Source organism: Candidatus Binatia bacterium, from assembly GCA_036504975.1.
Taxonomy (GTDB): domain Bacteria; phylum Desulfobacterota; class Binatia; order UBA9968; family UBA9968; genus JAJPJQ01.
In genome coordinates this window covers 11,788-38,313 of record DASXUF010000005.1, presented here as the reverse complement: position 1 = coordinate 38,313, position 26,526 = coordinate 11,788, and the positions used below count along the sequence as shown (strand labels likewise).

Sequence of the window (26,526 nt, the reverse complement as noted above, 5' to 3'; positions counted from 1 at the left end):
CTGCCCTAACTGCACGGCGCCTATTCCCTTCTATGACAATATTCCGTTGATCAGTTATCTGTTTTTGCGCGGCCGATGTCGCTTCTGCAACGAAAGAATTTCGCCGCGCTACTTTTTCGTCGAGTTTTTGATGGGTGTCTTGACCGCGGCTCTGCTGTTTCGCTTTGGTCTGAGCTTGGGTTTTTTCGTTAACCTTGTCTTTGTCGCCGCTCTTATTGTCATCTCATTCATCGATCTTGATGTAAGGATCGTTCCGGATGTGATCAGCCTGCCGGGAATCGGTGTAGGCCTGATCGCCTCGTTTTTTCAGTATCCATGGCCTACGGGTTACCTTTCTATCCCACCGTCCCCGCTCAATTCTCTGCTCGGTATTTTGGCCGGCGGCGGGTTTCTGTTGCTGGTAGCTTGGCTGTATGAGCTGTTTACTGGGACTGAGGGAATGGGAGGAGGAGATGTGAAGTTGCTGGCCATGATCGGAGCCTTCTTAGGCTGGCCGGCGATTCCCTTAACGTTGTTTTTTGCATCTCTCACCGGTTCCGTCATCGGAGTAATCCTGATGGTCAAAGCCGGAGCAGGCGGCAAGTACGCCTTGCCGTTCGCGCCGTTTCTCTGCTTGGGAGCGGTTATATACCTTTTCTTCGGTAGGGAAGTCGTTCATTTTTATCTGCCGGATGGATGATTTCAGTACGCATTTTGTTATCCTGACGCAATTTGTCACCGAATTTATCTCTTAAAACCTCGGTTCGTCGTCTAGCCTTCTAGAAAAACCTTGGATTTTTAGGTAGTTCGGTCGTCTGTCCCATTTCTTCCCGGTTGGCACACTTCTAGCTCAGCATCCGTCCCACAGGTACGTTATGAATTTGCAAAAATATGCCCAAAAAGTTAGTGGATTTACTCTCATCGAGTTGCTTGTTGCTATGGGGGTTGCAGGGATTCTTATGGGTATTGCGGTCCCCAGATTTTACGCTCTACTTCCGGGCATTCGGCTTGCGTCTGCTGCCCGGCAAGTGGCGACCGACCTGCAACTTGCAAGAATGAGAGCGATCTCTCAGCGCGTTCCGGTAACCGTAACATTTACGCCGCCGACGAGCTATAATTTCGGGGCCGACTCGCGGGATTTCACCCAACTTTATCCTGGAACGACGATTGCGGTGGTGCCTGCAAACCCTACGTTCACTACCGTCGGTGCTGCTACCGTCACCACCATTACGCTGACAAACAACGGTGTTAACAGAACGGTCACGGTCAACGCGGCCGGTAGAGTTTTGACCCAATAGCTAGGACTGATAGATGATTGCCAAATTATCATTCTTCAAACCGCTGGCATCGCGCGCAGGCTTCTCGATGATCGAGGTCCTAGTGGCAATGGGTATCTTTTCTGTCGCCATTTTGGGCCTAGCTGTCGGCGCGATAACGATCACGAGAGCCAACAAGACGAGCGAAAACCATACGGTTGCAGCCAATTTAGCTCAGGACAGGCTCGAGCAGCTCAAAGCAATGAACGCGACAGCCTTTAATGCCGTTATGGCTGCCTGTCCCCAGTATACTTCTCTCGGCTGCTCAGAGAGCAACCTCGCCGGTGGGGCATTCAGTCGGAGTTGGAGAATAACGCCCGCTTCGCCTCTTGTCGGGGGGGCTAACTTGATCGAAACGAAGATAGATTGGACGGACTATACGATCCATAATCTGACGGTCACTTCGGCAAATTAACAACTGCGCAGAAAAGATGCCGGATCGAATTCTAAACCTTCAGTCGACCAAACCCATGAGCTTGAGAAATCAAAAAGGATTTACGCTCGTCGAGCTGTTAGTGGCTATGGGTCTCAGCCTCATCGTCCTAGGAGCGGTCTATAGCGTCTTCCGGGTACAGGCGCATACCGTCAAAGTGCAGGAGCACCGGATGGAGGCCCAGGAGTACGCGCGTGTTGCGCTCGATATGATGGTGCGTGAGATCAGAAACTCGGGATATTTCCCGAGTCAAATACCATGCGGCGGCAATCCTGCCAACGGGATCGTGGCCTTCAGTATTAACAGCATCCGTTTTGTTTACGACTATACCGCAGATGGTGACTGTGCAGATCCAGGAGAAGATATTACTTACACGCACGATCCTGTCTCGTTAAATATATCGAGAACAGATGGGAATGGTCCTGCGACTATGACAGATGGCAACATCATAGTTTTCGAATTCAAGTATTTCGATGTCAACGGAGCTGAGACTGCAGTTGCGGCCAATATCAAGAGAGTGTCCGTCTTGCTTACCGTCAGATCCAAAAGCACCGATACTCAATTTAATGGCCAGCAAACTATCACTATGAATTCCACCATCGACTTACGCAATCGTTTTTGATTGCTCTTTGAATGGTGGAGGCACAAAGAAAGGGATCCTGAAGACGATAATGGGTGAAGTTGAACTCATCGGGTCTAGACTAAAGATCGCTATGCGAACCTTGCGCTCCGAGCGCGGCGTGTCGCTCGTCGTCGTGATCATGCTCATGGTGATTATCCTAACGATTACGGCCGCGGGCATGTTCTTCAGCAGTATCGATCTTCGCGTCAGCGCTAATTATAAGGCCGGCACTCAGGCCTTCTATGCTGCGGATGCCGGAGTCAGCGACGGAATTGCGCGAGTAGGACTCAATCCGATAACAATTCCTCAAACTATCCTAGCTACCCCAAGCGGGACATTGACGTATTGCGGAGGCAGCCTCGCCGCAACCAATAATTGCACGACCCCCCAGCCATCGAAGCTTTACGGCATTACGTCCGACCCCGGCTACAATCTCGCTCAAGGGACAGGCTACAACCAGGTGGGGTACGCTTTTTATCAATACCAGCTAAACGTGACGGGCTTAGGCCCTCTCGCCTCGGCGCGCGAAGTCGAGGCTCAAGTCAAATACGGCCCAGTGCCGCAATGAGGTGAATATGAAAAAAGCCAGTGCATGGTTCTTGATCGTATCTCTTATCTTCGGCGGGCACCTGCCGCAGGCGCTAGCCGATGACAGCGACATTTTCGGCGCTAATGTAAAGCCCAACGTGATGCTCGCCATCACCAGCGCCACCAATATGGACATACCCATTAAATCGGAGCCTTACGCTGCCGGCACCACATATCCAACTAGCACGCCCAATTACGATACGACCAAAGTTTATAAATATGTGAACTCAACCCCCCTCTGTAAACCTGGCTCCCCGCCATGTTATCTGGTCTATAAAAACAGCATTGCTCAGGTGCCGGACGCCGATTCCCCGGCGGCGCCAGGCGCTGCGCGAACGGCCCTATCGACCGGAGGCTATTGGAACGGCACGATCGGCGGAACAGCCGTCAGCCTCTATTACGGAAACTACCTCAACTATACCCTTTGCACTACCTGCGGAACGAACCAACCGAAGATCGACATCATGAAGACAGTTTTGACCAATCTGATCACTAACACGAGCGGGGTCCGTTTCGGCGCAATGAAATACGCTGCCGGCGGCGGCAAAATAATGGAAGAGATCAAAGACATGACCGCCGCGAACCAAGCGACCCTGATCAATACGATTCAGACCATGACCAATCAATCATCGGGTAATCCGATCGGCGATCAGATGAAGAGCGCAGGCGATTATTATGAAGGACACCTGACGGGCGTACCCAGTCCGATCGAATATTCCTGCCAGCCGAATTTCGTGATCGTCCTCACGGACGACGTCGCCGGCGGAAGCACGGATCCTCGGCTCGAGGCGACGGCTCTTTTCACACAAGATCATAATGGCACCTATTCCGGCGTGCAAAATATCGTCGTGCACGTTATCGCCTTCGCTTTGCCGGACGACGCGGCCAAGCCCGGCAAGGTCCAAATATTAAAAGACACCGCGAAAAACGGCGGCGGCAGCTATTACGAGGCGTTCAACGCCGCCGATTTGGAAAAGGCGCTCAACGCCGCGATCAGCCAGGTACTGAATTCGACTTATTCTTTTGCGACGCCGGTCGTGCCCACGACCGGTACGAGCGGAGCCCAGCGCGCCTACCTGGCGTCGTTTCAGTCCAATCCATCCCATCCGTTTTGGAAAGGTTTTTTGAAGGCGTATAACCGCGACTCCAACGGGTTGATTCAGGTCGATGCGAACGGCATCCCTCTCGCGTCAGCCCTCCAATGGGATGCCGGCCAACAGCTCAGCACGATGACGGCGAGCAGCCGAAACATCTACACCGTTATCAGTAACACCCGGCAGGATTTTTCCACCAGCAATGCGAGCATTACCCCTGGGATGATGAATGCCGCGACGGGCACCGAAAAAAATGACATCATCCAGTTCATCAGGGGAGTCGACACCTATGACGAAGACGACGACACTGTTACGAACGAGGAGCGGAATTGGAAACTGGGAGATATCTTTCATTCCACTCCCGCTTTGGTGACTCCGCCGTTCATGGTTTCCATGGATTCGAGTTACAACGCATTCAAAACGACGAGCAGCGTCGCCAGCAGGCCGACCATACTCCTTACCGGCGCCAACGACGGCATCATGCACGCCATTCGCGAGAGCGACGGGGCCGAGCTGTGGGGTTTAATCCCGCCCGACCTTCTCGGCGATTTGAAAGATCTGACGGCGACTATCGGACAACACGACTTCTACGTGGACGGTAGTCCCGTCGTTGCCGACGTAAAAATCGGCGCGACGCCGACATGGAAAACCGTCGCCGTATCCGGCCTCAGGCGCGGCGGGCGTAAGTATTACGCCCTCGACATTACCGATACGACCAATCCGGCCTACCTGTGGAGCTTCGCCGATTCAACAAAACTAGGCGAGACCTGGTCGGAACCCGCCATTGGAAAAGTTACAATATCCGGTGCGGACAAGTGGGTGGCGTTTGTCGGCGGGGGCTATGACACCGCGCAGAACAACAATACCGGCAAAGCCTTCTTCGTCATCGATCTATCGGACGGCAGCAAGCTCTGGGAGTACTACAACCCTGGCGGCGTGACAGACGACCGGAAGTATATGAATTTCAGCCTCGCTGCAAATCCGTCCGCTGTTGACCTCGACCATAACGGATATATCGACCATGTCTATATCGGCGACGTTGGCGGGCAACTTTGGAAGTTTGATGTTTCGACGGGCAACACGAGCACTTGGACCGGCAAGCGCGTTTTTGCGGCCGCGCCGACGCAGGCGAATCCACCCATTGCGGGCGAGTATTATCCGGCGCAAGGAATCTATGCGCCGCCTGCCCTGGCTTATGATTCAGCCAAGAACCTTTGGATTTTCTTTGGCACGGGCGACCGAAACCATCCCATGAATAAGCCGAGTACGAACCGGTTTTATGGGTTCAAAGACGATCCAAACGACATGGCGAATGGCAACCTCCTTACGGAATCGTCTTTAACCGATCTCACTTTGGGCACCGGCACCGTCACGCAAGGCTGGTATATTGTCCTGGCGAATATGGAAAAAGTTTTGGCGTCCGCGGACGTTTTCAACAAGATCGTTCTTTTTACAACCTTCACGCCCACAACTGCGGTCACTTGCGGCGCCGGCGGCGGAACTGCCAAGCTTTATTCGGTCAATATGACTACAGGCGATGCCGCCCTGAATCTCACCGATGGGACGCTGTTGGATGCCGGGCAAAGCGCGTCGGCCCATGCCACGACAATCGGTACCGGAATACCGTCAAGGCCAGTGATCGTAATGAATACCTCGGGCGGTCAGTTCACCATCTGGGCCGTTACGGGCACGACCGACCAGCAGATTACCAATACCCAGCTACCCAGCCCTGCTGCTTTGAAACAGCTTGTGGGATGGCGCGAGGTATTCCAGTGATAGCTAAACTTATATTTGTCGGCACGGCTCTTTTGCTGCCGTACGCGCTCTCGGCGCAGGCAACCTCGGACGAAGCCGTTCAGCGGAGCAATGAGGGAGTGGAGTTGCTCAAGCAGAGCAAGTTCAGTGAGGCGATCGACCCGCTCCTTAAAGCGGTGGGGTTGAATCCGACGGACTCAAACGTTCGGCTAAACCTCGCTTACGCCTATGATCGGCAAGGTCGCCTTGAGGAAGCCATCATCCACTATCAAAAAGCCATTGAGCTCAATCCGCGCGATTCGATTGCCCGCAACAATCTCGGCGTTCTATATAACAAGGCGGGACGCTACGACGAAGCTATTCGCGAGCTGGAAAAAACGCTGGAAATCGATCCAAAGAGCGCAACGGCCCCCAAAAACCTAGAGACTGCGAAAAAAAATCAGTCTGCGCTCCAGGAGCGCGAGAAAAGGATTGCCGAGGCAGTCAAGAACGTGGAATCTAATCCAGAAAATGCAAGCGCCCACTACAACTTAGCCCGGCTCTATGCATTCTACGATAAAAAGGATTTAGCTATTCCGTCGCTCGAAAAAGCGCTCAAGCTGGGCTACAGCGACATCGGCTATGTCAAGGTAGATACAGCCCTGGATAGTATCAGGAACGAACCCGACTACGTCTGGCTTCTCAGGGGTAGATAGAGCCCTCCCTATTTCCTGCCCCCCAATTCCAGTAATTTGTAACTTATTATTTTCTTGACAAGCTCCCGCAGGCTAGATATTGTCACGCCCCGTGAATGAATCCGGGGCAAAATTTCATCTCCTGCCAGAGGCGGCATTCACTCTGTTAGACATGATTGTTGCCTTGGCATTGTCTGCCATTCTGGCGGGAATCGCTATCCCAAATTTGATGGCGCTGGCGCCAACCTACCGGTTGAATGCCGCTGCAAGGCAAATCCAATCCGAGCTTCATCGTATCAAGTCCCAGGCTGTCGCGCAAAATATTGACTACCGCGTGGTCTTTTTGGCCCCCTCGCTTTATAAGATCGAGAAAAAAACCAACGCACATATATACCAACCGACTGGAGAAGATAAGGCTTTGCCGGAAGGAATTGTTTACGGCAATACCAGCGCGCCCGACATTAGCTTTACTCCCAGAGGCACCTCCAACAGTGACACGATCAAGCTTTGCAATAGCCGGCAGGAGGGAAAAAACGTGATTGTCTTTGGCGGCACGGGAAGGATACGCGTGGTCAACGTGCCATGCTAACGAGGCGGAAAATGAGACGATCCTCGCTGCAACGCCAAGAGGGCTTGAGCTATACCGAGGTCCTTGTTTCGATAGCCGTTATCTCCGTAGCTGTAGTGGCGGTTTCACTCAACACGGTCAGCGTCATTCGAAGCAATTTCTATAGCAGTAGCTATACGATTGCGAGCAATCTTGCGCAGGACAAGCTCGAGCAACTGAGTTCGCTACCTGTCCTCAGCAATGTAGATCGATGTCCGAATTCCGGCGACCAGGCCATTTCGGCCACGGGAGCTCCGGGAGGGATTTATGATCGCTGCTGGACGATCAAGGATTTTTCCATCGGATCGGGCCTGAAAGAGGTCAGCGTGGCCGTTCGGTGGCGCGATACCGAACCGCGCGCCGTCACTCTCTCGACCCTGGTTTTTACCCCGTGAGCAGGTCGATGAATAGAACATTCGGGCGCTCAGGGTTCACGACAGTAGAATTTCTCGGCGCCACCGCTTGCGCCGCGATAGTCTTGTCAGCGCTGTACGGCTTTTATCGCGAGCAACTATTCAGTCTGTTATTGCAAGAGACGAGAACCGTGACGCTCGAGGACGCGCGCGGATCGCTGGACATTATGGTGCGGGAGTTGAGAAACGCGGGGTCGTTTCCAATGATCACCGATGCGACGTGTGTCAAGGATAGTTCCGGCAACCCGCTTCGAGTGGTTTCGGCCACTTCCAGTTCCATCCAAATCCAAGCCGATACGGAGTCAAGGAACGGCGGCGATCCGGATGGAAAGTGCACGGAAACGGGCGAAACGGTCACTTACGATATCGGCGGCGCAACTTCCACGTGCCCGGGGCCGATGATTATCAGACGCAGTGGGTATTGCCTGGTCGCCAACGTGGTGGTTTCCTCCAAAGAACCGCTCTTCACCTATTTTGATGGGAACGATTTACAGCTCAGCGGCAATCCGCCGGTGGATGCCGTGAAACGGGTCGGCATCAAATTTTCGGTGGAAGTTCCCGATCCGACGCCCCAAGGCAAGAGATCGGGGAAAACTCTCAAGTCTACCCTCTCGTCCAGTGTGACGTTCAGAAATTACTAGAGGCGCTTTGGCATGCTTCTGACCAAGACGTTGGCCGATGAGCGGGGCATTGTTCTGGTGGTATGCCTGCTCACCATAGCGTTGTTAATCGGAGCAGGCGCAGCCGCGATCTTATCCACCCAGACCGATCTCAGAACCAGTGGGAATCTTAGCTCCGGCAATAGAGCGTTTTATATTGCCCAAGCCGGCGTGAATCATGCGCGCAGTGAATTGCAGAGCCGGAACGGGAACATGAGCTTCAATCAAGCTATGCAGGCGAGCGCCGGCGCGGTCATCGCGTCCAACCCGAGCTTTAGCGGGGGCACTTACAGGGTCACGACGCTGGAGTCGGCCACGAACCCGGATCGGATCAGAGCCGTTTCCAGGGGCACGGCTTCTAATAACTCAGTGAGCGAGGTAGAAGCATGGTTCAGAAAAGATCCGGGACGACCGCCCAAAGCGATTATCACCGGAGCTGATCTGACGGTAAGCGGCAGTCCCAAGTTGATCGGCGCATGCGGAGGAGCCCATTCGAATGACGATATGCAGGTCTCGGGCAATCCCGCCGTTCAAATGGCCGACGGCCTCACCGCGGCCAATATGAACGTCGCCGGAGGAGCTATACCCGAAGGAATGAATATTCCAGGGTCACCATGTATCGGCAACGCCGCGTGCGCCACCTCCAGTCAAGGACTCAGCGCCAATAACCTCGATTCATTGCAGAAAAGAGCCGCGTATGAATCAAGCCATAACAGTGCCGTTCCGTATGACATTCCCCGAATTAATCCTGCTGATTACGCTCCTCACGTTGCGAGCCTTGGGATAAACGGCAACGGCTACATACTTCATGACGATGGCACGGTCACGGCCGGCCCGGGTATAAGTTGCGATCCGAGTGGATTTTGTGCCGGCGGAGCCTTCGTACCGGTGCCTGCCGGCTGGTCGTTTTCCCAAGGAACGTGGAGCGTCGGAAGCGTCACCGCCGCAGACGGAGTCTTTTACTCGGAAACTAAGATTGATATCTCCGGTAACATCGGCACCGCAAGCCTCCCGTGGCAAGCGACGATTATTGCGCGCGACAGCATCCGCGCAACTTCCGACCTATATTGGCGTCCATACCCGACCCCATCCTTGCCGCTCAAGGACCATTTGTTAGTCACTGGAAACGACTTGGATATCAGCGGCAACATGACGGCGACCTACGCTCCCGGGGCGATCCTGGTCCACCAGCAATTAAGAATCGCTAAAAACCCACAGATTACCGGGTTCATCATTGCCGGAGACGGCCAATCGACCTGGGCGGGAGATCCCTTTACGAACAGCAGCCTCGGCGTCGCTCTGAACGATATCTCCGGCAATCCCACAATTGATTATGCCTGCCAGTTCGGCTGTCTCGGACCCGGATGTCCATGGCCCGCAGTTGCCGTGACGGGCTGGAAGCAAAAGTTCTAACAACACTCCACTCATCACTCTTTCCCGCAAAGACTTTTGGTCGCAACATCTCGACAACAATCGGGAAGTAGCACCGAATCTGGAGAGAAAAAGGAGGTTTTACATGACGGTAAGGAGATGGTATAGTCCCAGTTCGAAGGCTGGAAACGGATGCCAGAAGCGTAAAGAGGAAAAGGAATGGACACAAAAAAAACCATCATGGTGGTTGACGATAACCCGGACATCATCACCATTGTGCGGACCATTCTAGAAGGCAAGGGTTACAATGTATTGTCCGCATACAGCGGCGCGGAGTTATTTACCAGTCTCGAACAGCAGAAGCCCGATCTTGTCGTGCTCGACATCATGATGCCCCAGATGGATGGACTCGAAGTCTTGACGCGACTCAAAGGCTCCACCGACACTTCTTCCATCCCGGTGATTCTCCTGACGGCAAAGGTCCAATACGAGGACGTGTTGGGCGGCTACAAACTAGGAGCCGACTACTATATCACCAAACCGTTTACCAGCACGCAACTGATCAACGGAATCAATCTCCTCTTGGGAGAGGCAAAAACCTAAAAAGGTATCGCGTCTCGATAAGCCAACGCGCATTAGCAAGTGAAGCGTTCCGGGGTTACCCCCCTTCATTTCGTCCTTTCCTCTCCTTGTAGTTCGCTGCATGAGTCGCTTGATTTCCTTCGAAGGCGGTGACGGCTCAGGAAAAAGCACGCAGCTTAAACTGCTTGCGGATTATCTGTCGAGCCGGGGCCGCGCCTGTATTTGTACTCGCGAGCCGGGGGGAACAAACCTGGGTAAGATGATCCGCAAAGCGCTTCTTGAAGTTGGAGACGAGCAAATTTCCTCTCGGACCGAGATTTTTCTATACCTTGCCGACCGGGCCCAGCATGTCCAGGAGATCGTTCAGCCCGCGCTGGCAAGCGGCAAGATAGTCTTATGCGACCGCTTTACCGACTCCACCCTGGCCTACCAGGGTTACGGCCGCGGGGCTGATCTCAACGCGTTGCGTCAGATGAATCTCATCGCGAGCGGCGGGATCATTCCGGACTTGACCCTGCTGTTGGATTGCCCGGTGAAGCTCGGCCTCTCGCGGACGACCCGGAGAATCGAAGCCCAACGAACTCCGCAGAGCCCGGAAGACAGATTTGAGCGCGAAGAAGTCGAGTTCCACGAGCGCGTGCGCCGCGGATTCCGGGAGCTGGCTCGCGCCGAGCCCGAGCGCGTCCACATCCTCGACGCGTCGGCCTCGATCGCGGAAGTGCACGATCAGATCAAAGGAATCGTCGAGCGGAAACTTGCGGGACTTTAGGTATGCCTTTCTCTTCCGACATTGTCGGTCACGACAAACCGTTAGCCACCCTGCGACGGGCTTTGGCTCAGGACCGTCTCCATCATGCGTATCTCTTCATCGGTCCTGAAGGCGTCGGAAAGAAAACCGTGGCGCTCTCTCTGGCAAAAGCGGTCCATTGCCGGGAGATCGGGCGCGACTTTTGCGGCCGGTGCGACTCTTGCGTCAGGATAGAAAACCACAATCACCCCGACGTCCGGCTGGTCGGGCCCCTTCCCGGAAAGAAAGAAATCGCGATCGAGCAGGTCCGAGCGCTGGAAAGAGAATTGAACTATCGCGCCTTTTCCAACGGAAAGAAAATAGCCATCGTCGATCCGGTTCCGCTGATGAATTCTTCCGCCCAGAACGCGTTGTTGAAGACCCTCGAAGAGCCCCCCGCGGGCGCTGTTCTAATCATGATCTCCACCAGCGCCGGGGGTCTTCTTCCCACTCTGTTGTCCCGCTGCCTGCGTCTTTCCTTTGCGCCTCTGCCCGCAAGCGCAGTGGTCGCGCGCTTGATTTCGCGGCAGGGTTTAAAGCCGGAACAGGCGCGGCTTCTGGCCGCGTCGTCGATGGGAAGCCTCGGCAAGGCGCTCGATCCCGATACCGCGCAGCGTGCGCGCGACAGAGAGGGATGGGTTGAAGGGCTGGCGGCTTTAGCCAAAGATGATCGTATGGGATGGACTACTTTGGCCGATGAGCTGTCGAAAGATCGGGAGCAAGCACTAAAATTTCTCGATTGGTTGACTGGATGGTATCGCGATCTATTGATTTATCGCGTTACGGAGAACGCTGAAGAAATCTGCAATCTCGATCGCATCGATGATCTTAAGGCGCAGGCAGCGAGCTCAACTCTGGAGAAGATTCTTTTCCTTCGCTATCGGGCTCTCCTCACGGCCGCGCGCATCCGGAGAAACGTGAATCGCCGGATGGCGCTCGAAAACCTTTTTATCAATATAGCCGAGCCGCCAAAATAAGATTGATGGACCGCATCTACATCACCACTCCTCTTTTCTATGCCAACGCGGAGCCGCACCTGGGCAGCGCCTACACGATGATTATTACCGATACGTTGGCGCGGTACTATCGGTCAAATGGCCTGGAAACTTTTTATCTTACCGGCACAGATGAACACGGCGATAAGATTTTCCAGGCGGCGGCTGCCGCCGGAGTTCCGCCGAAGGAATTTACCGACCGGGTAAGCGCCGCGTTTCGGGAGGTCTGGGACAAGTGCGGCTTCACCTACGATCACTTTATCCGGACGACCGACGCGTATCACGTTCGCTACGTTCAGGAACTCCTAACGAAGGTTTACAACGCCGGGGACATCTACTTCGACCGCTATGGAGGACTCTACTGTTTTGGCTGCGAGCGCTTCTACACCGACAAGGAATTGGTTGCCGGCAAATGTCCGGATCACTTGACCGAGCCGAAGCTGATCGAAGAAGACAATTATTTTTTCCGCATGAGCAAATATCAGGACCGGCTGCTGCGCCATCTTGAAGAGCGCCCGGACTTTATCCGGCCGGAGGGATTCAGAAACGAAGTCATAGCGATGCTGCGCGAGCCTATCGGCGATTTATGCATCTCCCGTCCCAAGAGCCGTCTCACCTGGGGCATCGAGATTCCTTTTGATCAGCGCTACGTGACGTATGTGTGGTTCGATGCGCTGATCAATTATGTCAGCGCGCTCAAGTACAAGGGCGAGGCGGCTTTCGAGAAACTATGGCCCGAAGCGCAGCACTTCATCGGCAAGGACATACTTAAGCCGCACGGTGTATTCTGGCCGACCATGTTGATGGCCGCCAATCTGCCGCTGTACAAACATCTCAATGTACACGGCTTCTGGACCGTGGAAAGCCAGAAGATGTCCAAAAGCCTGGGGAACGTGATTTCTCCGCTGGCGATGAAGGAGAAGATCGGCATGGATGCGTTCCGCTACTTCGTGCTGCGCGAAGGCGTCTTCGGCCAAGACGCGGACTTTCGCGAAGAGAGCCTCACCGCGCGCTACAACTCCGACTTGGCTAACAACTTCGGCAACCTCGTGAGCCGCGTGCTGGCCATGCAGGAAAAATATTTCGCCAGTGTCGTGCAACCGTTGGGAAGCGAATGGCCCAAAGTAGATCTGGAACTCAGGGACAAGTTCCTCCAGGCAGAAGAGGATTTGAAGCCGCATATGAGGAGTTTGCAATTTCATCGCGCCCTAGAGTCGGTATGGTCGGCTCTCGATCACGCCAACCGGTATATCGTTCAGACCTCGCCGTTCGTATTGTTTAAAGATCCGGAGAAGCGCGGCAGAGTCGGCGAGATCCTCCACCATCTGCTGGAAGCGATAAGAACGACCGGTCGTCTCATCGCCCCTTTTCTCCCCGACGCGGCCAAGGAGATTGAAACTTTGCTCGCCATACCCGAGGCCGCTTCAAATTCTCAAATCCCTTGGGGAAACTTCTTCTCCCCGGGCCACAAGGTCCTCCCGCCGAAAATTTTGTTTCCGCGCATCGAGGCTAAAGCTGAAGAATAAATGTCGGAGGGAAATTCACTCGGGCTGATCGACAGCCACGCCCATATTCAGGGGCCTGAGTTCGCCGCCGACTTCCAAGCGGTGATCGATCGCGCGCATGCCGCGGGAGTAGAAAAGATCGTCGTGGTCGGCGGCGCGGGAGAGCTTGCGAGCAACGATGCCGCGGTTACCGCGGCAAATTCTTTTGCCGGACTTTTTGCCACTGTCGGCATGCATCCCCACGATGTTAAAGACGTGAGCGAGGAGGATCTCAAGCGGCTAAAAGACCTTACCGCCGATCCCAAGGTCGTTGCGGTCGGCGAAACCGGCCTGGATTTTTATTACGATCACTCGCCGCACGACTTGCAGACGAAAATTTTCGCGCGGTTCATCCATATGGCGCGCGAGACCCGTCTTCCCCTCGTCGTCCACGACCGGGACGCCCACCGCGAGATCGCCGAGATCCTTCGCTCCGAGGGTGGAGGGGATCTTCGCGGCGTGATCCACTGCTTCACCGGAGACTACGAGGCTGCAAAAATATTTCTGGATCTCGGATTTTATCTCTCCTTCAGCGGCATCCTGACGTTTAAAAATGCCGGTACTCTCAGGGAAGTCGCGCGGAAGCTGCCGTTGGACCGCATCCTGGTCGAGACCGATTCCCCGTATCTCGCGCCGGTGCCGCATCGCGGCAAGCGCAACGAGCCTGCGTTTGTCCTCCACGCGGCTGAAACTTTGGCTACGGTTAAAGGTTTGGATTTGCATGACGTAGCGGAAGCCACGAGCCGCAACACCCGTGATCTGTTCGGAATCTAGAAGAGCCAACCGGACGAAAGACCGAAAAGCGCTCCGATAAATTTTTCCAATCCGATATTGAACTTCACGAGTACGCGATCCGAGCCGCGCGTCAACCCGAATCCGGGGCCTACGCTGTACTCGATTCCTCCGTACTCGCCCTGGATAACCGGGAAGATGTAATGCTGCTGCTCTTTGGACGGCTCCGGATGCTTGGTCATGCCGATGCCCCCGTAAAACTCGATCCCTAGCGTCAGCGCGCGCATCCAGCGATAATAAATGCCGTGGGCATAACCGAACTCGAATCCCTCCTTTTCTTCCGAACCGACCAGGATTTTCTCGAAGATCGGATTCAACATCAGGGAAAAATCGCCTAAGTCCTTTTGAATGATCGGCCGTAATTCCAGCTCCAGCTTCTGATCGTCGAATTTCGGCGTTCGCGCGTAAGCCAGCTCGAAATACCAGCCGAGATCGACGGGCAGTTGACCCTGATCGACGAGACTCCTCCGCAGGCGAAACTTGGAGCCTGCATACTGGAGATCGCCTCCTCTGGGTTTGGCGAGATTGACGTACGCCGCCGCCTCGATCCGATCCGTCAAGCCGTAGGCAACCTCGAAAGCGGTGCGCCACATCGACTGGCTCGGCAGTGCGCCGTGGGAGGTTCCCTCTTCTCCATGCCGATGACCGTTGGCAACGACAGTGTTGAGCGACTCCAATTCGAGCATTCCGCGGCCTAGGGTCTTATAGGGATAAACTTCGAATTCAAAAGGATCAAGCTGCGCTCCCGATAGACGCGGGTGCAATAGAGAGGCGAGAAGCATCAATAATAAAAATTGCGGCGGGCGCAAATATGGGTTCATTTTACAATCTCCTTTTCATCCCCTGAAGTTGCCTGTGGATCTTATTTGGCGATCATGATTCCCTCGGGAACATCCGAGTGGAAAATCATCGTAAAAGTCATAGCTGCCCGGCTTCAGAGCAGGCATGGGTACAACGATCGTCTCGCCGGGTCCGATAACCTTTTCACGGTTGATCTTGAAGCTTTCGAATTCGATCGCTTCCTTGCTGGCGTTGACGATCTTTATCTTGAACGGCCGGTTGGCCGGCACGGTGATTGTCTGAGGAGCAAAGCGACGATGCTCAAAACGCAGCTCGACAACGTCATCGACCGGAGCGCTGGCCGCACTCGTGAATGTTGCGAGCGCCACTAGGCTGAAAACAACGACGGAATATTTCATCTTCCTTCTCCTTTTCTTTTTCCGAAAAATAAAAAAGCCCGGGACACGTTTCCGTGGATCCCGGGCTCTGGGTTCAAGACCTCCGGCCTCTCAAAAAATTTCAAATAGGGTCAGCTTACTTCCACATAACTTCACTCTTCGCGGAATCGTTCTCGTCTAGCAAAGGAACGACGATCTGACGTTTGCACTTGCGGCATTTGAGTTCTACGCCGTCCGCAACCAGCCGCGCCAAAAGGCTGCCGCAGAGACAGCGCAAGGGTTTCTCCGCTCCACGGCTGCTCCAATTCTTTTTTCCGGCGCGGTGCTCCACGATCAGGTTCCTTTGACCTCGCCCCCGTGTTCTCGATACGCCCGGAGAGTCATGGCAATCAACGCCAGGAGCACTAAGGCTTGGGCCGCGAGAGTCTCCACGGTCGGATAAATTCCCAGCGCGCTGATCTGCGGCGGAAAGCGGAGCGGGGTCACGCTGAACCAGCCCGTGGCCTGAAGTTCCCGTACGCCTTGCCCGGCAAAGACGAGCGCCAGCAGATAGAGCAAGATGCCCGTCGTACCGAAGAAATAGTTGATGGGTATCTTTAATCCGAGTTTAAAAAGAACGATCGTTACCAGGCACAGCACGGCGGCGCCCGCGGCAAATCCCGAAACCACCGGCTTTGGGTTGGCGGCGCTTTGGAGCCAGAGCGCTTGGTAAAAAAGCACCACTTCGAAGGCTTCTCGATAAGTCGCGACGAACGAAACTCCTGCCAGCGCAAGCAGGCGCTGTCGCGAGAGCGCCCCTTGAACCTTGTCGCGGATGAACTGTTGCCACTTCCTGGCTTCGGCCTTCGTGTGTAGCCAGTAGCCCACGTAGAAGAGAACGACCGCAGCGACAAGTGTGGTGAAACCTTCTATCGCTTCCCTATGCTTTCCGCTCAGTGAAAGAAACGATTGAGCTACAAACCAGGTGACCAACCCGGCGGCGATAGCCAGAATCCAACCCAGGTGGATGTAACGCATGGCCTCGGTTGCGCCCATGATCTTCAGCGACGCCAGGATGGCCGCCAAAATCAAAGCCACTTCCAAGCCTTCCCGTAAGATGATGAGCAGCGCATTTATGAAAATGTAGCTGTCGTTGAGGGTGTCATGACTGGACAATATCTGCGTAGCCCGATCCAATCCGGCGGTGATCTGCATATAGAGACTACGGACCTCGGCGATGCTGTCGCCGCGTCTTATGGCATTCCTGAACTGGGTGAATTGATCCTCCAGGGCGTGCCCAAACGAAAGGTCTTTGGCAAAGAGTTCCGCCTCGGCGAGCTCCAAACCGTCAAGGTAGGCGTCGACGGCTCTTTGATAAGCCTTGTCCTTTTCGTTTTTTTCGTAGAAGGCCATCGCCTCCGCCAGGAGCGTCCGTGCCGCGATCAAGGGAGCTTGGTTTTGTTGTTGCTCCAAAATTCCTCGTCTGAGATACGCTAGAACCCGGCGTGATTGGTTCTCCTGAAACAAAGGTTTCAGTTTTTCTGTCAGCTCCGCATCCGTGGACGTCGACAACGGTTCGACATGTTGCAGCTCGGCTGGAACCTTCGCGGTTGAAATAAGAGCGGCACCTTGCGCGGCTTCTTCAGCGGTAAATCGAAGCGATAAAACATAAAAGGCCGCCTGCCAGCGTTCCTCCTCGGTGAGCGCGGAAAAGTTCGGCATGGCGGTTCCTTCGACTCCAAAGGAAATGATGTTGAACGCTTTGAAAGGAGAAAGTCCGTTCATAACGTTCGGATCAGTAAAATCCGTCGGCGCCGGCTCTTTCGGGTTCATCGTCGCGCGGCCCGGCTCGTCGCCCTTGCCGTCCTCGCCGTGGCATTGAGCGCAGTTCTGAATGAACACGGTTTTCCCTGCCTGCAGGGATGGTAGGGTCCGAGGATAGGTGACGATCTTATAAGTTTTGATAAGCTTTTCTTTGATATCCCTCGATAAATCAGCCACCGCTTTCTCGTCCGCCTTCCGATCGATCAGGACCGCGAGCTTTTTCACGTTTTGTTCGATATCTCTCTTCTCTCCCGCCTTGAGCTGCTTCGCGAGCTCCAGGCTTCTTTGAGAGAACTCTTTCATCTCCCGATATTCCTCTGGATGAATCACTTTCCCTGCCTGCACGGCGTTTTTGTAGTCGCCGCCGATGTAATCCACGACGGTTACGAGTTTTCTCGCTTCCTCCGCGGCCAGGGCAAGGTGCGGGGCAAGAAGCAAACACGAGACAACAAGGAGACGGCTTAGGTTTGCCGCAGGAAGGATCATGCCGGTTCTCTAGGACCTCGTCGTAAGAAGGAACCGCCGTCGCAACCAGGCGCTCAGCCCGTCCATCGTTAGAACCACGAGCAGAATCAAAAGCAACACGGTGGCTAAGCGCCGATATTCTAAAGTTTGCAGGTAGACTTGCATGACGAAGCCGATGCCGCCCGCGCCGACAAAGCCTAGGATGGAAGAAGCGCGAACATTATATTCCAGCATGAAAAGAAGTTGGGTTAAAATCGCATTGGCGCCTTCGGGAAGGAAGACGAAGCGCACCAGGTGGAGTTTGGAAGCGCCGGTACTTTGCACCGCTTCGATAACCTCGGGGTCGGTTCCCTCGAAAAGGTCCGCGTATATTTTGGCGAGATAGCCTACGGTGTAGGCGCCGATGCCGAGAGTGCCCGCCAACGGGCCGAGACCGACCAGAATCACGAAAATGATCGCCCACAACAGCACAGGAATGGTTCGGATCGTGGCGGCGACAAAACGAGCGGCGCCGGATATTATAGGTGAAAATAAGTGCCGTGTGCCCAGGACGCTTAACGGGAGGGAAGCGAGAAAGCCCAATAGGGTTCCGGCGAACGACATTTGCACCGTTTCCCAGAGGGCCATTCCGGCGACCGGAAGCACGCTGGCGTCCGGAGGAATCATCTCCGACGTCAAGATGCCCAGATTTCGCAAGCCCCTCAGCATCCGCGCTCCGTCGAAAAAACCGAAGTCCGCCAGTACGATCCCTAAAAGAAAAATAAGGACCGACGAAACCAGGAGGTTTGTTCTCACGATGGGATCTCAACTTGAAGATTCCGACTGAGGGCTGTTTGTAGAACCGAGCGCGACCTGTCCGTTGCTCAGGGTCAGAATGTGGTCGCCGAAATCGCGTAACCCCACCCGATGCATGCTCATGAGGAAGGTGATTTGTTCTTGCGCCGCGGCGCGGCGCATACGGCCCAATATCTCCGACGCCAACGCGAGATCGAGATCGGAGACAAACTCGTCGGCCAGCACGACCTGCGGCCGCTGCAATAACGTCCGCGCGATCGCAACCCGCTGGCGCTCCCCGCCGCTCATGCGAAAAACGGTTTCGGATCCTTTATGGCCGATCCCCATCAAATCGAGCGCCGCTTGGGCCTGTTCTATTTCATAGCCAGGGAAAATCCCCAACAAGGCTTTCGCGTGCCCGCAGCGTCCCAAAGCGCCCATCAGGACGTTCTCCATGGCGGTCAAATTCCGGACGAGCCCCAGTTGCTGGGGAATGTAACCGATAAGCGAGCTGAGCTTTCTTTGGTTCTGTTGCTCAATCGCATGATTCAGCACTGCAACCTGTCCGTGCTGCGGTTTGATGATTCCTGCCAGCACTTTGAGAAGGGTGGTTTTTCCGGACCCCGAGGGCCCCATGAGCATGGTGAGCTTGCCTCGGGGCAGGTCTAGAGAAATATCTTTTAAGACCCACTCCTCGTCATTGTAAGCGAAAGAGACGCCTTTGGCCCGAAGCGCTGGTTCGATGCCGGTGGTTTCGCTCACAAGCGCTCCGTGTATTTGAGACGCGCCAATTTCAAGTAGCGCGTCAGAGGTCCCAGGTGTTCAGCGGTCGTCGTCGGCTTGAATCCGACGAAGAGGCTCGAGATGAAAGAACGCATCATGTCCCTGTGCTCCGGCTGGCTCAATTTTTCTATGGCTTGAATGACTTTTGCGCGGAGCGGATCCTTGAGTTCTTTGCTTACGACGACGGCATGGGAAGGAATCGGCCCCTGCTGCTCAAGCACGCGCGTCGAGCCGAGCACTTCGTTATAGAGCTTCTCCGGAACGTCGCCGGCGATGATGGTTACGTCCACCTGTCCTTGTTTCAGCGCCTGCCAGCACTGCGCGTAACCGCCGCCAAAGATAACTTCCTTAAAGAACGTTTTTGGATCCGCCTCCTTACCCTCCGGTGTCTGCAAAAGGTTCAACTCTGCCAGACGGCCCATCGGCGCCACATAGCCGGAGGTCGAAATCGGACTTGGAAAACAAACCGTCTTGCCTTTCAAAGAATGCAGGCTCTGGTGCGGTGAATTGGACGGCACCACCCAGTAGGAAAAATAATAAGGCGCCTCAACCTTGTCTTTCCCGTGTAGCACCTGCCGCACTTCCGCCAAGGCGACCTCGGCGCCGCCCAACTGCGCGGCCAATTGGGCTGGCCATGCCGACATGAACGCAACGTGCGCATGACCAAAACGCAAAGACTCGACTACGGCTGCAAAGCTGGTCGGAACATAAATCTCTACTTTGGTCTTTCCTCCAAGACTCTGCTCGAGGAACTGCTGCAGCGGTTTGGATTTGGTCAACATCTCGTCGCTGGAGAGCGTCGGTTGGATCGCGATCACCACCCGCTCCTCAGCGGGCAGTTTTTGCGGCCCAACGAAAACAAAGAGCGCCGCTGCCAGAAGACCAGCCATTTTAGCGCTTCCTAATAAACGACCCATGATTCACCTCTCTTGACCTCGCCGGCCGACTCAAATAAGATCATCGATGTAATGCATATCTTGAGTTCGGTTCAGCAATTTAGTTTTATCGACTGAACTAAGAATATTCGCATACACTAACAGAAAAAGCTTGTCAAGACATGGACAATTCCAAGATTACGCCGACCGCGGAGGATTATTTGAGGACGATCTTTGTCCTGGGAGAGGAAATTCAGCCAGTGATCGCGGCACGGGTAGCCGACGAGATGGGGGTTTCTCCCTCGACGATGGTCATGACGCTCCGGCGGCTGGAGAGCCAGGGCTATCTAACCGTCGAGCAGCGCAAAGAGATTCACCTGACGGCCAAAGGAAAAAAGGTGGCTGAAGGAATCCTGCGGCGTCATTTTCTTACGGAAAGGTTGCTGACCGATATCCTGGGCATGGATTGGGTCAAGGCGCATCAAGAAGCGCATCGCCTGGAACACGCGATCTCGGCGGAGGTGGAAGAGAAACTGACGAAGCTTCTGCGTCATCCGAGCACCTGCCCCCACGGAAATCTCATACCGGGCCAGGGCGCCGGTTCTCGTCGGAAGGAAATGCCGTTAAATCAGGTGGCGGGGGGAAAAGAAGTTGTCATGGAACGCATCACCGAAGGCGGTGAAAGAGATGCCAGGCTGCTTGGATTCATGCAAGACCACCAACTTTTTCCCGGCGCGAAGATTCAGGTCCTGGAGGTGGCCCCTTCGCTCGGAATCATGAGCCTCAGGGTGGGGAAAGACGAGTTTTCTCTCGGTATCGAGGCGGCAAAAAAAATACGAGTTGAGACTTCCAAGTTATCTGGATGATTTTGCAGTACTCGCCGATCTTCTCTCCTCCAGCTCGGCGGCCAGGAACTCTACCTGGTCCGGCAGCGGTGCGTCGCGGTCTAGGATGATGAGATCCTGTCCCTTTAACCGGCATCTCCCGCTGCGCGCGTGATAGCCGACCTCTCTCAATAACCTTTCGGTTCTGACCTCTATATTCATCCGGCCGGCCGCCGCCATCAACTCTTGCAGGGCGGCGTCGTTTTTGGTTTTCTTCAGCGCTTTCATGTGTCTCCGAAAACATTATCGCTGATTCCTACGCTCATGTAAACCGAAAATTCACTCCTTGCAAAAAACCGGCGCCTTGCTATGTTGTCCCCGAAACGGCGGCGGAGGCATCCGGAGGGAAGCATGATCAAGAATATCTTGGTTCCTCTCGATGGTTCGGATCATTCCAGAGCGGCCCTTGAGTACGCGCTTTGGATGACGGAAAAGCTGGGCGGCACTCTCTTCGGCCAGCACGTCATCGACATGGTCTCGATCGAGGGGACCTTCTTCCACGATATCTCGGGCTCTTTGGGGTTCGAGCCCTATTTGGATTTTTCCACGAAAATGCGCGAGGTGCTGGAAGAGAGAGGCAAGGCTATTCTCGACGAATTCAGTCGGCGCTGCACGCAGAAGGGAGTGCGCCATGAAACCTTCCTGGACATGGGAATCATTCCCAATGAGATCTGCGAGCGCGCCAAGACGGCCGATCTGGTCGTGCTCGGTCACCGCGGCATCAATGAAGAATTTTCCACCGGGCTGCTGGGAGGGACGGCCGAGAACGTAACCCGGCGGTCGCCCCGTCCGGTTTTCGTGTCCACGAAAATCTTTAAGGCGATCGAGCGGCCTTTGCTAGCCTACGATGGCAGCCAGAGGGCCAGCTCGGCGATGGAGTCCGCCGCGGAGTTCTGCACCCGGCTGCGGTTGCCTCTCACCGTCCTTCATATTCCGAAAGAGGAAAAAATGGGCGAGCAGGTGCTTCAAAGGGCGCGCTCGTACTTGGGATCTTATGAAATCGAGGCGCGCTACGAGCTCGCCCGCGGTTACCCGGAACAAAAGATTGTGGACTATTTGGTCAACTTTAATTATGACCTGCTCTTCATCGGGGCGTACGGCCATCGTCGGATCATAGAAATGGTGCTGGGAAGCACGACGGAATACGTGCTCCGGAAAAGTCCGTGCCCGGTTTTCCTCAACCGTTAGCGCGGGGGATTGGAGTGGAATGAAGTTCACGGCCGCGGCGATCCAGATGCTCGCCTCCGACGATAAGGAGACTAACCTGCGGGCGGCCGAAGCCGGGGTTCGCGAAGCGGCGTCGCGCGGCGCCAAAGTCGTCGCGCTCCCCGAGGTGTTCAACTGGCGCGGCGACAAGACGGAGGAGAAAAAAAAGGCCGAGCCGCTGTCCGGCCGGACCGCCGGTCTCATGGCCGGCCTGGCGCGCGATCTCGGCATCTACCTCCTTGCCGGATCTTTTCTGGAGGACATTCCGGAAGTACAGAAGTCCTATAATACGAGTCTCTTCTTCGGTCCGGACGGCCGCCAGCTCGGGTGCTACCGCAAAATCCATCTCTTCGATGTCGCGATCGAGCGGGGCGTAACGACTTTGGAGTCTGAGACGCGCCAGCACGGGGAGGAAGTCGTCACGGCTGACACGGAGTTCGGCCGGATGGGACTTACGATCTGCTACGACCTGCGCTTCCCGGAACTTTATCGCGCGCTTGTCGATAAGGGCGCCCAAGTGATTTTTGTGCCGGCTGCCTTCACGGCACTGACCGGCGAAGCGCACTGGGAGCCGCTGTTACGCGCCCGCGCCATCGAGAACCAGGTTTACATCATCGCACCGGATCAAATCGGCCACAATCCGAAAAGCTTCGCGACCTACGGCAATTCGATGATCGTCGATCCTTGGGGAAGGATCATCGCGCGCGCGCCCGACATGCCCGCCGTCATCACGGCGGAAGTCGATCTCGCCTATCTCGCCAAAGTGCGGAGAGAGCTTCCAGCCTTGGCCCATCGCAAACTTTCTTGAGCGATCGGCGCGATCCGGTCATCGGCACAGCTTGAACTCATGATTCCAATGGCACGCACTTTGCGGATAGGCACACGACCATGCCGATTGTAGCCTTGACTCTCATTTTTACGATCGTGCTTCTCGGTCCCTTCCTCAACCGGAGGATCGAAGGGAACCTGGAAGCGTTTCTTCTCGTTATGGGAATTGTGAGCGGAACGGTTTCGCATGCTTGGAGTTTCGCTTTGGTAAAGGAGGGATTCATCGCGCCGATCGAGATCACGCTCGCCGTTCTTGTCGCGGGCCTGCTCTTTCATTATCTAAGGAAGAGCATCGATCGAGCCATGCAAACGGTGCTGAAGAGAGCCCCGCTGGCCGGCGTCGTTTTTTTCGGCATCGTCTTTTTAGGACTGCTCTCAAGCATCATCTCCGCTATCATCGCCGCGCTCCTTCTGGTGGAGTTTGTCAACGTCCTCCGCTTGCATCGTCAGGCCGAAGTCAATCTCACCATCATCACCTGCTTCGCCATAGGTCTCGGCGCGGCGCTCACCCCTTTGGGGGAGCCGCTCTCCACCATCGCGGTATCCAAGTTGAGCGGCCCGCCGCATCACGCCACGTTTTTTTATCTTATGAATCTGCTGGGTGTTTACGTCTTTGTCGCCGTCGCGTTGTTGGGAGTTGTTGGCGCCTTTTTGGTCCGGCCGTGGCCCGCGGATACGAAACCAACCCTGTCCGGCAAAGCGGAAGAAGGAGGCATCGGTGGGGTCTTCCTGCGCGGCTTCAAGGTTTACGTCTTCGTCATGGCGCTGATTTTCCTCGGCGCGGGATTCAAACCGCTGATCGACATGTACCTCGTCGATGTATCTTCCTTAGTTCTCTTCTGGGTCAACATCGTCTCCGCCATTCTCGATAATGCCACCTTGGCTGCCGCCGAGATCGGCCCCGCCTTGAGTGAAACTCAGATCAAGAGCGCGCTTCTGGGCCTCTTGATCGCCGGCGGCATGCTGATCCCCGGCAATATCCCCAACATCATCTCGGCCCACGCGCTCAAGATCAAAAGCACGGAGTGGGCTCGGCTCGGAGTGCCGTTGGGTTTTGTCATGATGGTGCTGACGATGTTCCTCTTGATCTTCGGCTGGGTTTAGAGATTTATCCCTCTGCTCAGGATTTAGGCGAGCTGCTTAAACACTGAGCAATTCCTCTCGAATAAACGGCCAGCTTTTTTATCTTTCACGGTTCAACTCATCCAGTTCTAAGCGCAAATTGTTCTTTTGCGCCGGCGAAGCATCGCGGCATGCGCTTTGCGTAGGGTTCTCATGATCGTTTTCCGTTTTGCATCTTCAACCGTTTGCGAGGTGATCTTATGAAGCAGATCGAGGCCATCATCAAGCCTTTCAAGCTCGACGAAGTGAAGGAGGCGCTCACCAAGGTGGGCATTCAGGGAATGACTATCACCGAAGTAAAGGGCTTCGGAAGGCAGAAGGGCCACACCGAGCTTTATCGCGGGGCGGAATACTCGGTCGATTTTTTGCCCAAGGTAAAAATTCAGATTCTCGTGCCCGATGAAAAGGCCTCGCAAGTCGTCGACGCGATCCTTCAAACCGCGCGCACGGGAAAGATCGGCGACGGCAAGATATTTATCACTCCGGCGGAGGAGGTCATCCGCATCCGCACCGGAGAAAAAGGCGCGGATGCGATCTAGCCAGACTAACGAGAGGGGAGAGAGAGCATGAGCACAAGAAAAACGATGGGGTTATTTCTTTTTATCTCAGCGGTCAGCGCCTGGATGTTGATAGCGCCTGCCGTTTTTGGTGAAGAGGCCAAGCCTGACGTGCCGGCGGCCACGGCACCGGCTGAGCCGGCGCCGAAGCTGCCGACATACTTCACGGCCACGAGCGACGACCCAAAGAAACCGCCGGCCTGGCCGGACCCAACGGGCGCAGCCTCGGGCACGTGGGCGACGCCCGCTGGCGACGGCAAGGGCGACGTTCCCGATCAACTGAAACCCGGCGACCTATACGACCGCATCGCGCACAATCTCTACTCGATCAACTTCGTCTGGGCGCTGGTCGCCGGCTTCCTGGTCATGTTCATGCAGGCCGGATTCATGCTCGTCGAGACCGGCCTCTGCCGCGCGAAGAATAGCTCCCACACGGCGGCGATGAATTTAATGATTTACCCGCTAGGCGGCATCGCGTTCTTCATCTACGGCTTTGCTATTGGATGGGGAAACTGGTGGAACGGCCCCGTGCCGCCGGGCTGGTATCCCTCGCTTGGTCCCGGACTGTCGCTGCTCAACGAAGGCATCGGACTCGGCGCGGCGGTCGACGCCGCGGGCAAAGCGACCGGGGCTTTTACCTACGGGCTTTTGGGAACGAAGGGTTTTTTTCTCAGCAGCGTGGTCGGCGATGTGAGCGTGATGGTGCTCTTTTTCTTCATGATGGTCTTTATGGACACCACGGCGACGATCCCGACGGGAGCGATGGCCGAGCGCTGGTCGTGGAAGAACTTCGTATTGTACGGCCTCTGGGTGGCGTTGCCGTATTGTTTATTTGCAAACTGGGTGTGGGGTGGAGGGTGGCTGGCGCAGGGCGGGATTAATTGGGGCCTCGGCCATGGGGCAGTTGACTTTGCCGGTTCGGGTGTCGTGCATGCTATGGGAGGAGCGATCGCCCTTGCCGGAGCGATCGTGATTGGACCGCGTCTCGGTAAGTACGATTCGCACGGCAGGCCGCAGGCCATAACGGGGCACAGCGTGCCCATGGTCGTGACCGGGACCTTTATCCTCGCGTTCGGTTGGTTTGGGTTCAATCCGGGGTCCACGCTCGCAGGCACGGATCTCCGGATCAGCTACGTGGTCGTTAATACGATGCTCGCGAGCTTCACGGGCGCCATCTTCGCCATGTTCACGCTTTGGGCCAAGGGGCTGAAGCCAGATTCCACGATGATGTGCAACGGTATGCTGGCCGGTCTTGTTGCGATCACAGCACCGTGCGCGTTTGTTGATCCATGGGCGGCGGCGCTCATCGGCGCGGTCGCGGGCGTGCTAGTCGTGCTTAGCGTGTTCTTCTTGGAGGCGCGGGGAGTCGACGATCCAGTCGGCGCGATCTCGGTTCACGGTACGAACGGTCTGTGGGGAGTGCTCTCGGTCGGCATATTCGCCAACGGAGCCTATGGCGCGGGATGGAACGGCGTGGTCCGGGAGGCAATGGTCAAGACCTACGGCGCGGACGGCGTTCGCGGTCTGCTATACGGCGACTTCTCGCAATTCATCATGCAGGCCATCGATTGCGTGGTTGTGGCCGTGTTCGGCTTCGTCATGGCCTACGCTTGGTTTAAGGTCAGCGATCTCATCACGCCGCTCCGCGTCAGCGCGGAGACCGAGGTCGAGGGCCTCGACGGTCCCGAAATGGGCGTGCTCGGTTATCCTGACTTCCAGATTCATCCTTCCGGGGTAGGCGTGAGTGGACTCGGCGCGGGCGCTGCGGCATCTCCAGTACTCGATGTTCACGGGAAAAAGGTTCTGGCGGACTAACGGCGTCCGAGGCTTCGAAAAAGGA

The 26,526-nt window shown here is 55.5% G+C and carries 29 protein-coding genes; 22 read left to right on the top strand and 7 right to left on the bottom strand.

Translation table 11 applies throughout. The features are described 5' to 3' along the window. The 16 genes from VGL70_00515 to VGL70_00440 all read left to right on the top strand — a co-directional run. A partial coding sequence (locus tag VGL70_00515) for an A24 family peptidase (protein HEY3301995.1) occupies positions 1 to 679 on the top strand: 679 nt, incomplete at its 5' end. A 175-nt stretch (positions 680 to 854) separates the two neighbouring features. Continuing rightward, positions 855 to 1,277: a GspH/FimT family pseudopilin gene (locus VGL70_00510; protein ID HEY3301994.1), complete on the top strand. Its 423-nt coding sequence runs from the start codon at positions 855 to 857 to the stop codon at positions 1,275 to 1,277. 13 nt (positions 1,278 to 1,290) lie between these two features. Continuing rightward, complete coding sequence (locus VGL70_00505) at positions 1,291 to 1,710, top strand: prepilin-type N-terminal cleavage/methylation domain-containing protein (GenBank protein ID HEY3301993.1); 420 nt, start codon at positions 1,291 to 1,293, stop codon at positions 1,708 to 1,710. Between the two features lie 16 nt (positions 1,711 to 1,726). Further along, a complete protein-coding gene (locus tag VGL70_00500; GenBank protein ID HEY3301992.1) occupies positions 1,727 to 2,350 on the top strand; it encodes a prepilin-type N-terminal cleavage/methylation domain-containing protein in 624 nt (207 codons plus the stop codon). 91 nt (positions 2,351 to 2,441) lie between these two features. Beyond that, positions 2,442 to 2,918, top strand: coding sequence for a PilX N-terminal domain-containing pilus assembly protein (locus tag VGL70_00495; protein ID HEY3301991.1), 477 nt, complete (start codon positions 2,442 to 2,444; stop codon positions 2,916 to 2,918). Positions 2,919 to 2,925: 7 nt separating this feature from the next. Continuing rightward, complete coding sequence (locus VGL70_00490; protein ID HEY3301990.1) at positions 2,926 to 5,808, top strand: PilC/PilY family type IV pilus protein; 2,883 nt, start codon at positions 2,926 to 2,928, stop codon at positions 5,806 to 5,808. Beyond that, on the top strand, positions 5,787 to 6,482 hold the full coding sequence (locus VGL70_00485; protein HEY3301989.1) for a tetratricopeptide repeat protein: 696 nt from the start codon (positions 5,787 to 5,789) through the stop codon (positions 6,480 to 6,482). Before VGL70_00490 ends, VGL70_00485 begins: the two co-directional genes overlap by 22 nt. A 91-nt stretch (positions 6,483 to 6,573) precedes the next feature. After that, positions 6,574 to 7,050 (top strand): GspH/FimT family pseudopilin, encoded by a 477-nt coding sequence (locus VGL70_00480; GenBank protein ID HEY3301988.1) that lies wholly within the window; start codon positions 6,574 to 6,576, stop codon positions 7,048 to 7,050. An 11-nt stretch (positions 7,051 to 7,061) separates the two neighbouring features. Beyond that, complete coding sequence (locus VGL70_00475; protein HEY3301987.1) at positions 7,062 to 7,463, top strand: hypothetical protein; 402 nt, start codon at positions 7,062 to 7,064, stop codon at positions 7,461 to 7,463. Positions 7,464 to 7,471: 8 nt separating this feature from the next. Beyond that, positions 7,472 to 8,122, top strand: coding sequence for a hypothetical protein (locus VGL70_00470; GenBank protein ID HEY3301986.1), 651 nt, complete (start codon positions 7,472 to 7,474; stop codon positions 8,120 to 8,122). A gap of 12 nt (positions 8,123 to 8,134) precedes the next feature. Further along, positions 8,135 to 9,553, top strand: coding sequence for a hypothetical protein (locus VGL70_00465; protein ID HEY3301985.1), 1,419 nt, complete (start codon positions 8,135 to 8,137; stop codon positions 9,551 to 9,553). 177 nt (positions 9,554 to 9,730) lie between these two features. Beyond that, a complete protein-coding gene (locus VGL70_00460) occupies positions 9,731 to 10,114 on the top strand; it encodes a response regulator (protein ID HEY3301984.1) in 384 nt (127 codons plus the stop codon). Positions 10,115 to 10,214: 100 nt separating this feature from the next. After that, a complete protein-coding gene (tmk, locus tag VGL70_00455) occupies positions 10,215 to 10,862 on the top strand; it encodes a dTMP kinase (GenBank protein HEY3301983.1) in 648 nt (215 codons plus the stop codon). Positions 10,863 to 10,864: 2 nt separating this feature from the next. Then, a complete protein-coding gene (holB, locus tag VGL70_00450; GenBank protein ID HEY3301982.1) occupies positions 10,865 to 11,857 on the top strand; it encodes a DNA polymerase III subunit delta' in 993 nt (330 codons plus the stop codon). A gap of 5 nt (positions 11,858 to 11,862) precedes the next feature. Beyond that, positions 11,863 to 13,401, top strand: coding sequence for a methionine--tRNA ligase (gene metG / locus VGL70_00445; GenBank protein ID HEY3301981.1), 1,539 nt, complete (start codon positions 11,863 to 11,865; stop codon positions 13,399 to 13,401). Next, positions 13,402 to 14,193: a TatD family hydrolase gene (locus VGL70_00440; protein ID HEY3301980.1), complete on the top strand. Its 792-nt coding sequence runs from the start codon at positions 13,402 to 13,404 to the stop codon at positions 14,191 to 14,193. Here the strand turns inward: VGL70_00440 and VGL70_00435 are convergent. From VGL70_00435 to VGL70_00410, 6 genes are all read right to left on the bottom strand, one after another. Then, positions 14,190 to 15,032, bottom strand: a complete 843-nt coding sequence (locus VGL70_00435) for a hypothetical protein (GenBank protein HEY3301979.1) — start codon at positions 15,030 to 15,032, stop codon at positions 14,190 to 14,192. The genes VGL70_00440 and VGL70_00435 overlap by 4 nt on opposite strands. A gap of 15 nt (positions 15,033 to 15,047) precedes the next feature. Then, the gene (locus VGL70_00430) at positions 15,048 to 15,410 is read right to left on the bottom strand and encodes a cupredoxin domain-containing protein (protein ID HEY3301978.1); all 363 of its coding nucleotides are present in this window, start codon (positions 15,408 to 15,410) and stop codon (positions 15,048 to 15,050) included. 312 nt (positions 15,411 to 15,722) lie between these two features. Then, positions 15,723 to 17,678, bottom strand: coding sequence for a cytochrome c/FTR1 family iron permease (locus tag VGL70_00425; GenBank protein ID HEY3301977.1), 1,956 nt, complete (start codon positions 17,676 to 17,678; stop codon positions 15,723 to 15,725). A 9-nt stretch (positions 17,679 to 17,687) separates the two neighbouring features. Then, the gene (gene phnE / locus VGL70_00420) at positions 17,688 to 18,452 is read right to left on the bottom strand and encodes a phosphonate ABC transporter, permease protein PhnE (GenBank protein ID HEY3301976.1); all 765 of its coding nucleotides are present in this window, start codon (positions 18,450 to 18,452) and stop codon (positions 17,688 to 17,690) included. Between the two features lie 9 nt (positions 18,453 to 18,461). Continuing rightward, a complete protein-coding gene (locus VGL70_00415; protein HEY3301975.1) occupies positions 18,462 to 19,193 on the bottom strand; it encodes an ATP-binding cassette domain-containing protein in 732 nt (243 codons plus the stop codon). Then, complete coding sequence (locus VGL70_00410) at positions 19,190 to 20,104, bottom strand: phosphate/phosphite/phosphonate ABC transporter substrate-binding protein (GenBank protein ID HEY3301974.1); 915 nt, start codon at positions 20,102 to 20,104, stop codon at positions 19,190 to 19,192. The genes VGL70_00415 and VGL70_00410 overlap by 4 nt, the downstream gene beginning before the upstream one ends. 167 nt (positions 20,105 to 20,271) lie before the next feature. On the opposite strand from VGL70_00410, the gene VGL70_00405 reads away from it, so the two are divergent. Further along, entirely contained in the window at positions 20,272 to 20,955 is a 684-nt protein-coding gene (locus VGL70_00405) for a metal-dependent transcriptional regulator (GenBank protein ID HEY3301973.1), read from the top strand. On the opposite strand, the gene VGL70_00400 is transcribed toward VGL70_00405, so the two are convergent. Next, positions 20,944 to 21,201: a hypothetical protein gene (locus VGL70_00400; GenBank protein HEY3301972.1), complete on the bottom strand. Its 258-nt coding sequence runs from the start codon at positions 21,199 to 21,201 to the stop codon at positions 20,944 to 20,946. The two genes, VGL70_00405 and VGL70_00400, sit on opposite strands and share 12 nt — an antisense overlap. A 123-nt stretch (positions 21,202 to 21,324) precedes the next feature. On the opposite strand from VGL70_00400, the gene VGL70_00395 reads away from it, so the two are divergent. The 5 genes from VGL70_00395 (at position 21,325) to VGL70_00375 (ending at position 26,501) form a co-directional block, all read left to right on the top strand. Beyond that, on the top strand, positions 21,325 to 22,161 hold the full coding sequence (locus VGL70_00395) for a universal stress protein (protein HEY3301971.1): 837 nt from the start codon (positions 21,325 to 21,327) through the stop codon (positions 22,159 to 22,161). Positions 22,162 to 22,180: 19 nt separating this feature from the next. Next, positions 22,181 to 22,987, top strand: a complete 807-nt coding sequence (locus VGL70_00390) for a carbon-nitrogen hydrolase family protein (GenBank protein ID HEY3301970.1) — start codon at positions 22,181 to 22,183, stop codon at positions 22,985 to 22,987. Positions 22,988 to 23,067: 80 nt separating this feature from the next. Continuing rightward, entirely contained in the window at positions 23,068 to 24,111 is a 1,044-nt protein-coding gene (locus VGL70_00385) for a DUF1646 family protein (protein HEY3301969.1), read from the top strand. A gap of 218 nt (positions 24,112 to 24,329) precedes the next feature. After that, positions 24,330 to 24,668, top strand: coding sequence for a P-II family nitrogen regulator (locus VGL70_00380; protein ID HEY3301968.1), 339 nt, complete (start codon positions 24,330 to 24,332; stop codon positions 24,666 to 24,668). 27 nt (positions 24,669 to 24,695) lie between these two features. After that, positions 24,696 to 26,501: an ammonium transporter gene (locus VGL70_00375; GenBank protein ID HEY3301967.1), complete on the top strand. Its 1,806-nt coding sequence runs from the start codon at positions 24,696 to 24,698 to the stop codon at positions 26,499 to 26,501. Positions 26,502 to 26,526: the final 25 nt, after the last annotated feature.

What these genes read in the sequence shown, in the direction of transcription:
- VGL70_00510 (HEY3301994.1), top strand. Translation starts at nt 855, where the DNA reads ATGAATTTGCAAAAATATGCCCAAAAAGTTAGTGGATTTACTCTCATC.
- VGL70_00505 (HEY3301993.1), top strand. Translation starts at nt 1,291, where the DNA reads ATGATTGCCAAATTATCATTCTTCAAACCGCTGGCATCGCGCGCAGGC.
- VGL70_00500 (HEY3301992.1), top strand. Translation starts at nt 1,727, where the DNA reads ATGCCGGATCGAATTCTAAACCTTCAGTCGACCAAACCCATGAGCTTG.
- VGL70_00495 (HEY3301991.1), top strand. Translation starts at nt 2,442, where the DNA reads ATGCGAACCTTGCGCTCCGAGCGCGGCGTGTCGCTCGTCGTCGTGATC.
- VGL70_00490 (HEY3301990.1), top strand. Translation starts at nt 2,926, where the DNA reads ATGAAAAAAGCCAGTGCATGGTTCTTGATCGTATCTCTTATCTTCGGC.
- VGL70_00485 (HEY3301989.1), top strand. Translation starts at nt 5,787, where the DNA reads ATGGCGCGAGGTATTCCAGTGATAGCTAAACTTATATTTGTCGGCACG.
- VGL70_00475 (HEY3301987.1), top strand. Translation starts at nt 7,062, where the DNA reads ATGAGACGATCCTCGCTGCAACGCCAAGAGGGCTTGAGCTATACCGAG.
- VGL70_00470 (HEY3301986.1), top strand. Translation starts at nt 7,472, where the DNA reads ATGAATAGAACATTCGGGCGCTCAGGGTTCACGACAGTAGAATTTCTC.
- VGL70_00465 (HEY3301985.1), top strand. Translation starts at nt 8,135, where the DNA reads ATGCTTCTGACCAAGACGTTGGCCGATGAGCGGGGCATTGTTCTGGTG.
- VGL70_00460 (HEY3301984.1), top strand. Translation starts at nt 9,731, where the DNA reads ATGGACACAAAAAAAACCATCATGGTGGTTGACGATAACCCGGACATC.
- tmk (HEY3301983.1), top strand. Translation starts at nt 10,215, where the DNA reads ATGAGTCGCTTGATTTCCTTCGAAGGCGGTGACGGCTCAGGAAAAAGC.
- holB (HEY3301982.1), top strand. Translation starts at nt 10,865, where the DNA reads ATGCCTTTCTCTTCCGACATTGTCGGTCACGACAAACCGTTAGCCACC.
- metG (HEY3301981.1), top strand. Translation starts at nt 11,863, where the DNA reads ATGGACCGCATCTACATCACCACTCCTCTTTTCTATGCCAACGCGGAG.
- VGL70_00440 (HEY3301980.1), top strand. Translation starts at nt 13,402, where the DNA reads ATGTCGGAGGGAAATTCACTCGGGCTGATCGACAGCCACGCCCATATT.
- VGL70_00435 (HEY3301979.1), bottom strand. Translation starts at nt 15,032, where the DNA reads ATGAACCCATATTTGCGCCCGCCGCAATTTTTATTATTGATGCTTCTC.
- VGL70_00430 (HEY3301978.1), bottom strand. Translation starts at nt 15,410, where the DNA reads ATGAAATATTCCGTCGTTGTTTTCAGCCTAGTGGCGCTCGCAACATTC.
- VGL70_00425 (HEY3301977.1), bottom strand. Translation starts at nt 17,678, where the DNA reads ATGATCCTTCCTGCGGCAAACCTAAGCCGTCTCCTTGTTGTCTCGTGT.
- VGL70_00410 (HEY3301974.1), bottom strand. Translation starts at nt 20,104, where the DNA reads ATGGCTGGTCTTCTGGCAGCGGCGCTCTTTGTTTTCGTTGGGCCGCAA.
- VGL70_00405 (HEY3301973.1), top strand. Translation starts at nt 20,272, where the DNA reads ATGGACAATTCCAAGATTACGCCGACCGCGGAGGATTATTTGAGGACG.
- VGL70_00400 (HEY3301972.1), bottom strand. Translation starts at nt 21,201, where the DNA reads ATGAAAGCGCTGAAGAAAACCAAAAACGACGCCGCCCTGCAAGAGTTG.
- VGL70_00395 (HEY3301971.1), top strand. Translation starts at nt 21,325, where the DNA reads ATGATCAAGAATATCTTGGTTCCTCTCGATGGTTCGGATCATTCCAGA.
- VGL70_00390 (HEY3301970.1), top strand. Translation starts at nt 22,181, where the DNA reads ATGAAGTTCACGGCCGCGGCGATCCAGATGCTCGCCTCCGACGATAAG.
- VGL70_00385 (HEY3301969.1), top strand. Translation starts at nt 23,068, where the DNA reads ATGCCGATTGTAGCCTTGACTCTCATTTTTACGATCGTGCTTCTCGGT.
- VGL70_00380 (HEY3301968.1), top strand. Translation starts at nt 24,330, where the DNA reads ATGAAGCAGATCGAGGCCATCATCAAGCCTTTCAAGCTCGACGAAGTG.
- VGL70_00375 (HEY3301967.1), top strand. Translation starts at nt 24,696, where the DNA reads ATGAGCACAAGAAAAACGATGGGGTTATTTCTTTTTATCTCAGCGGTC.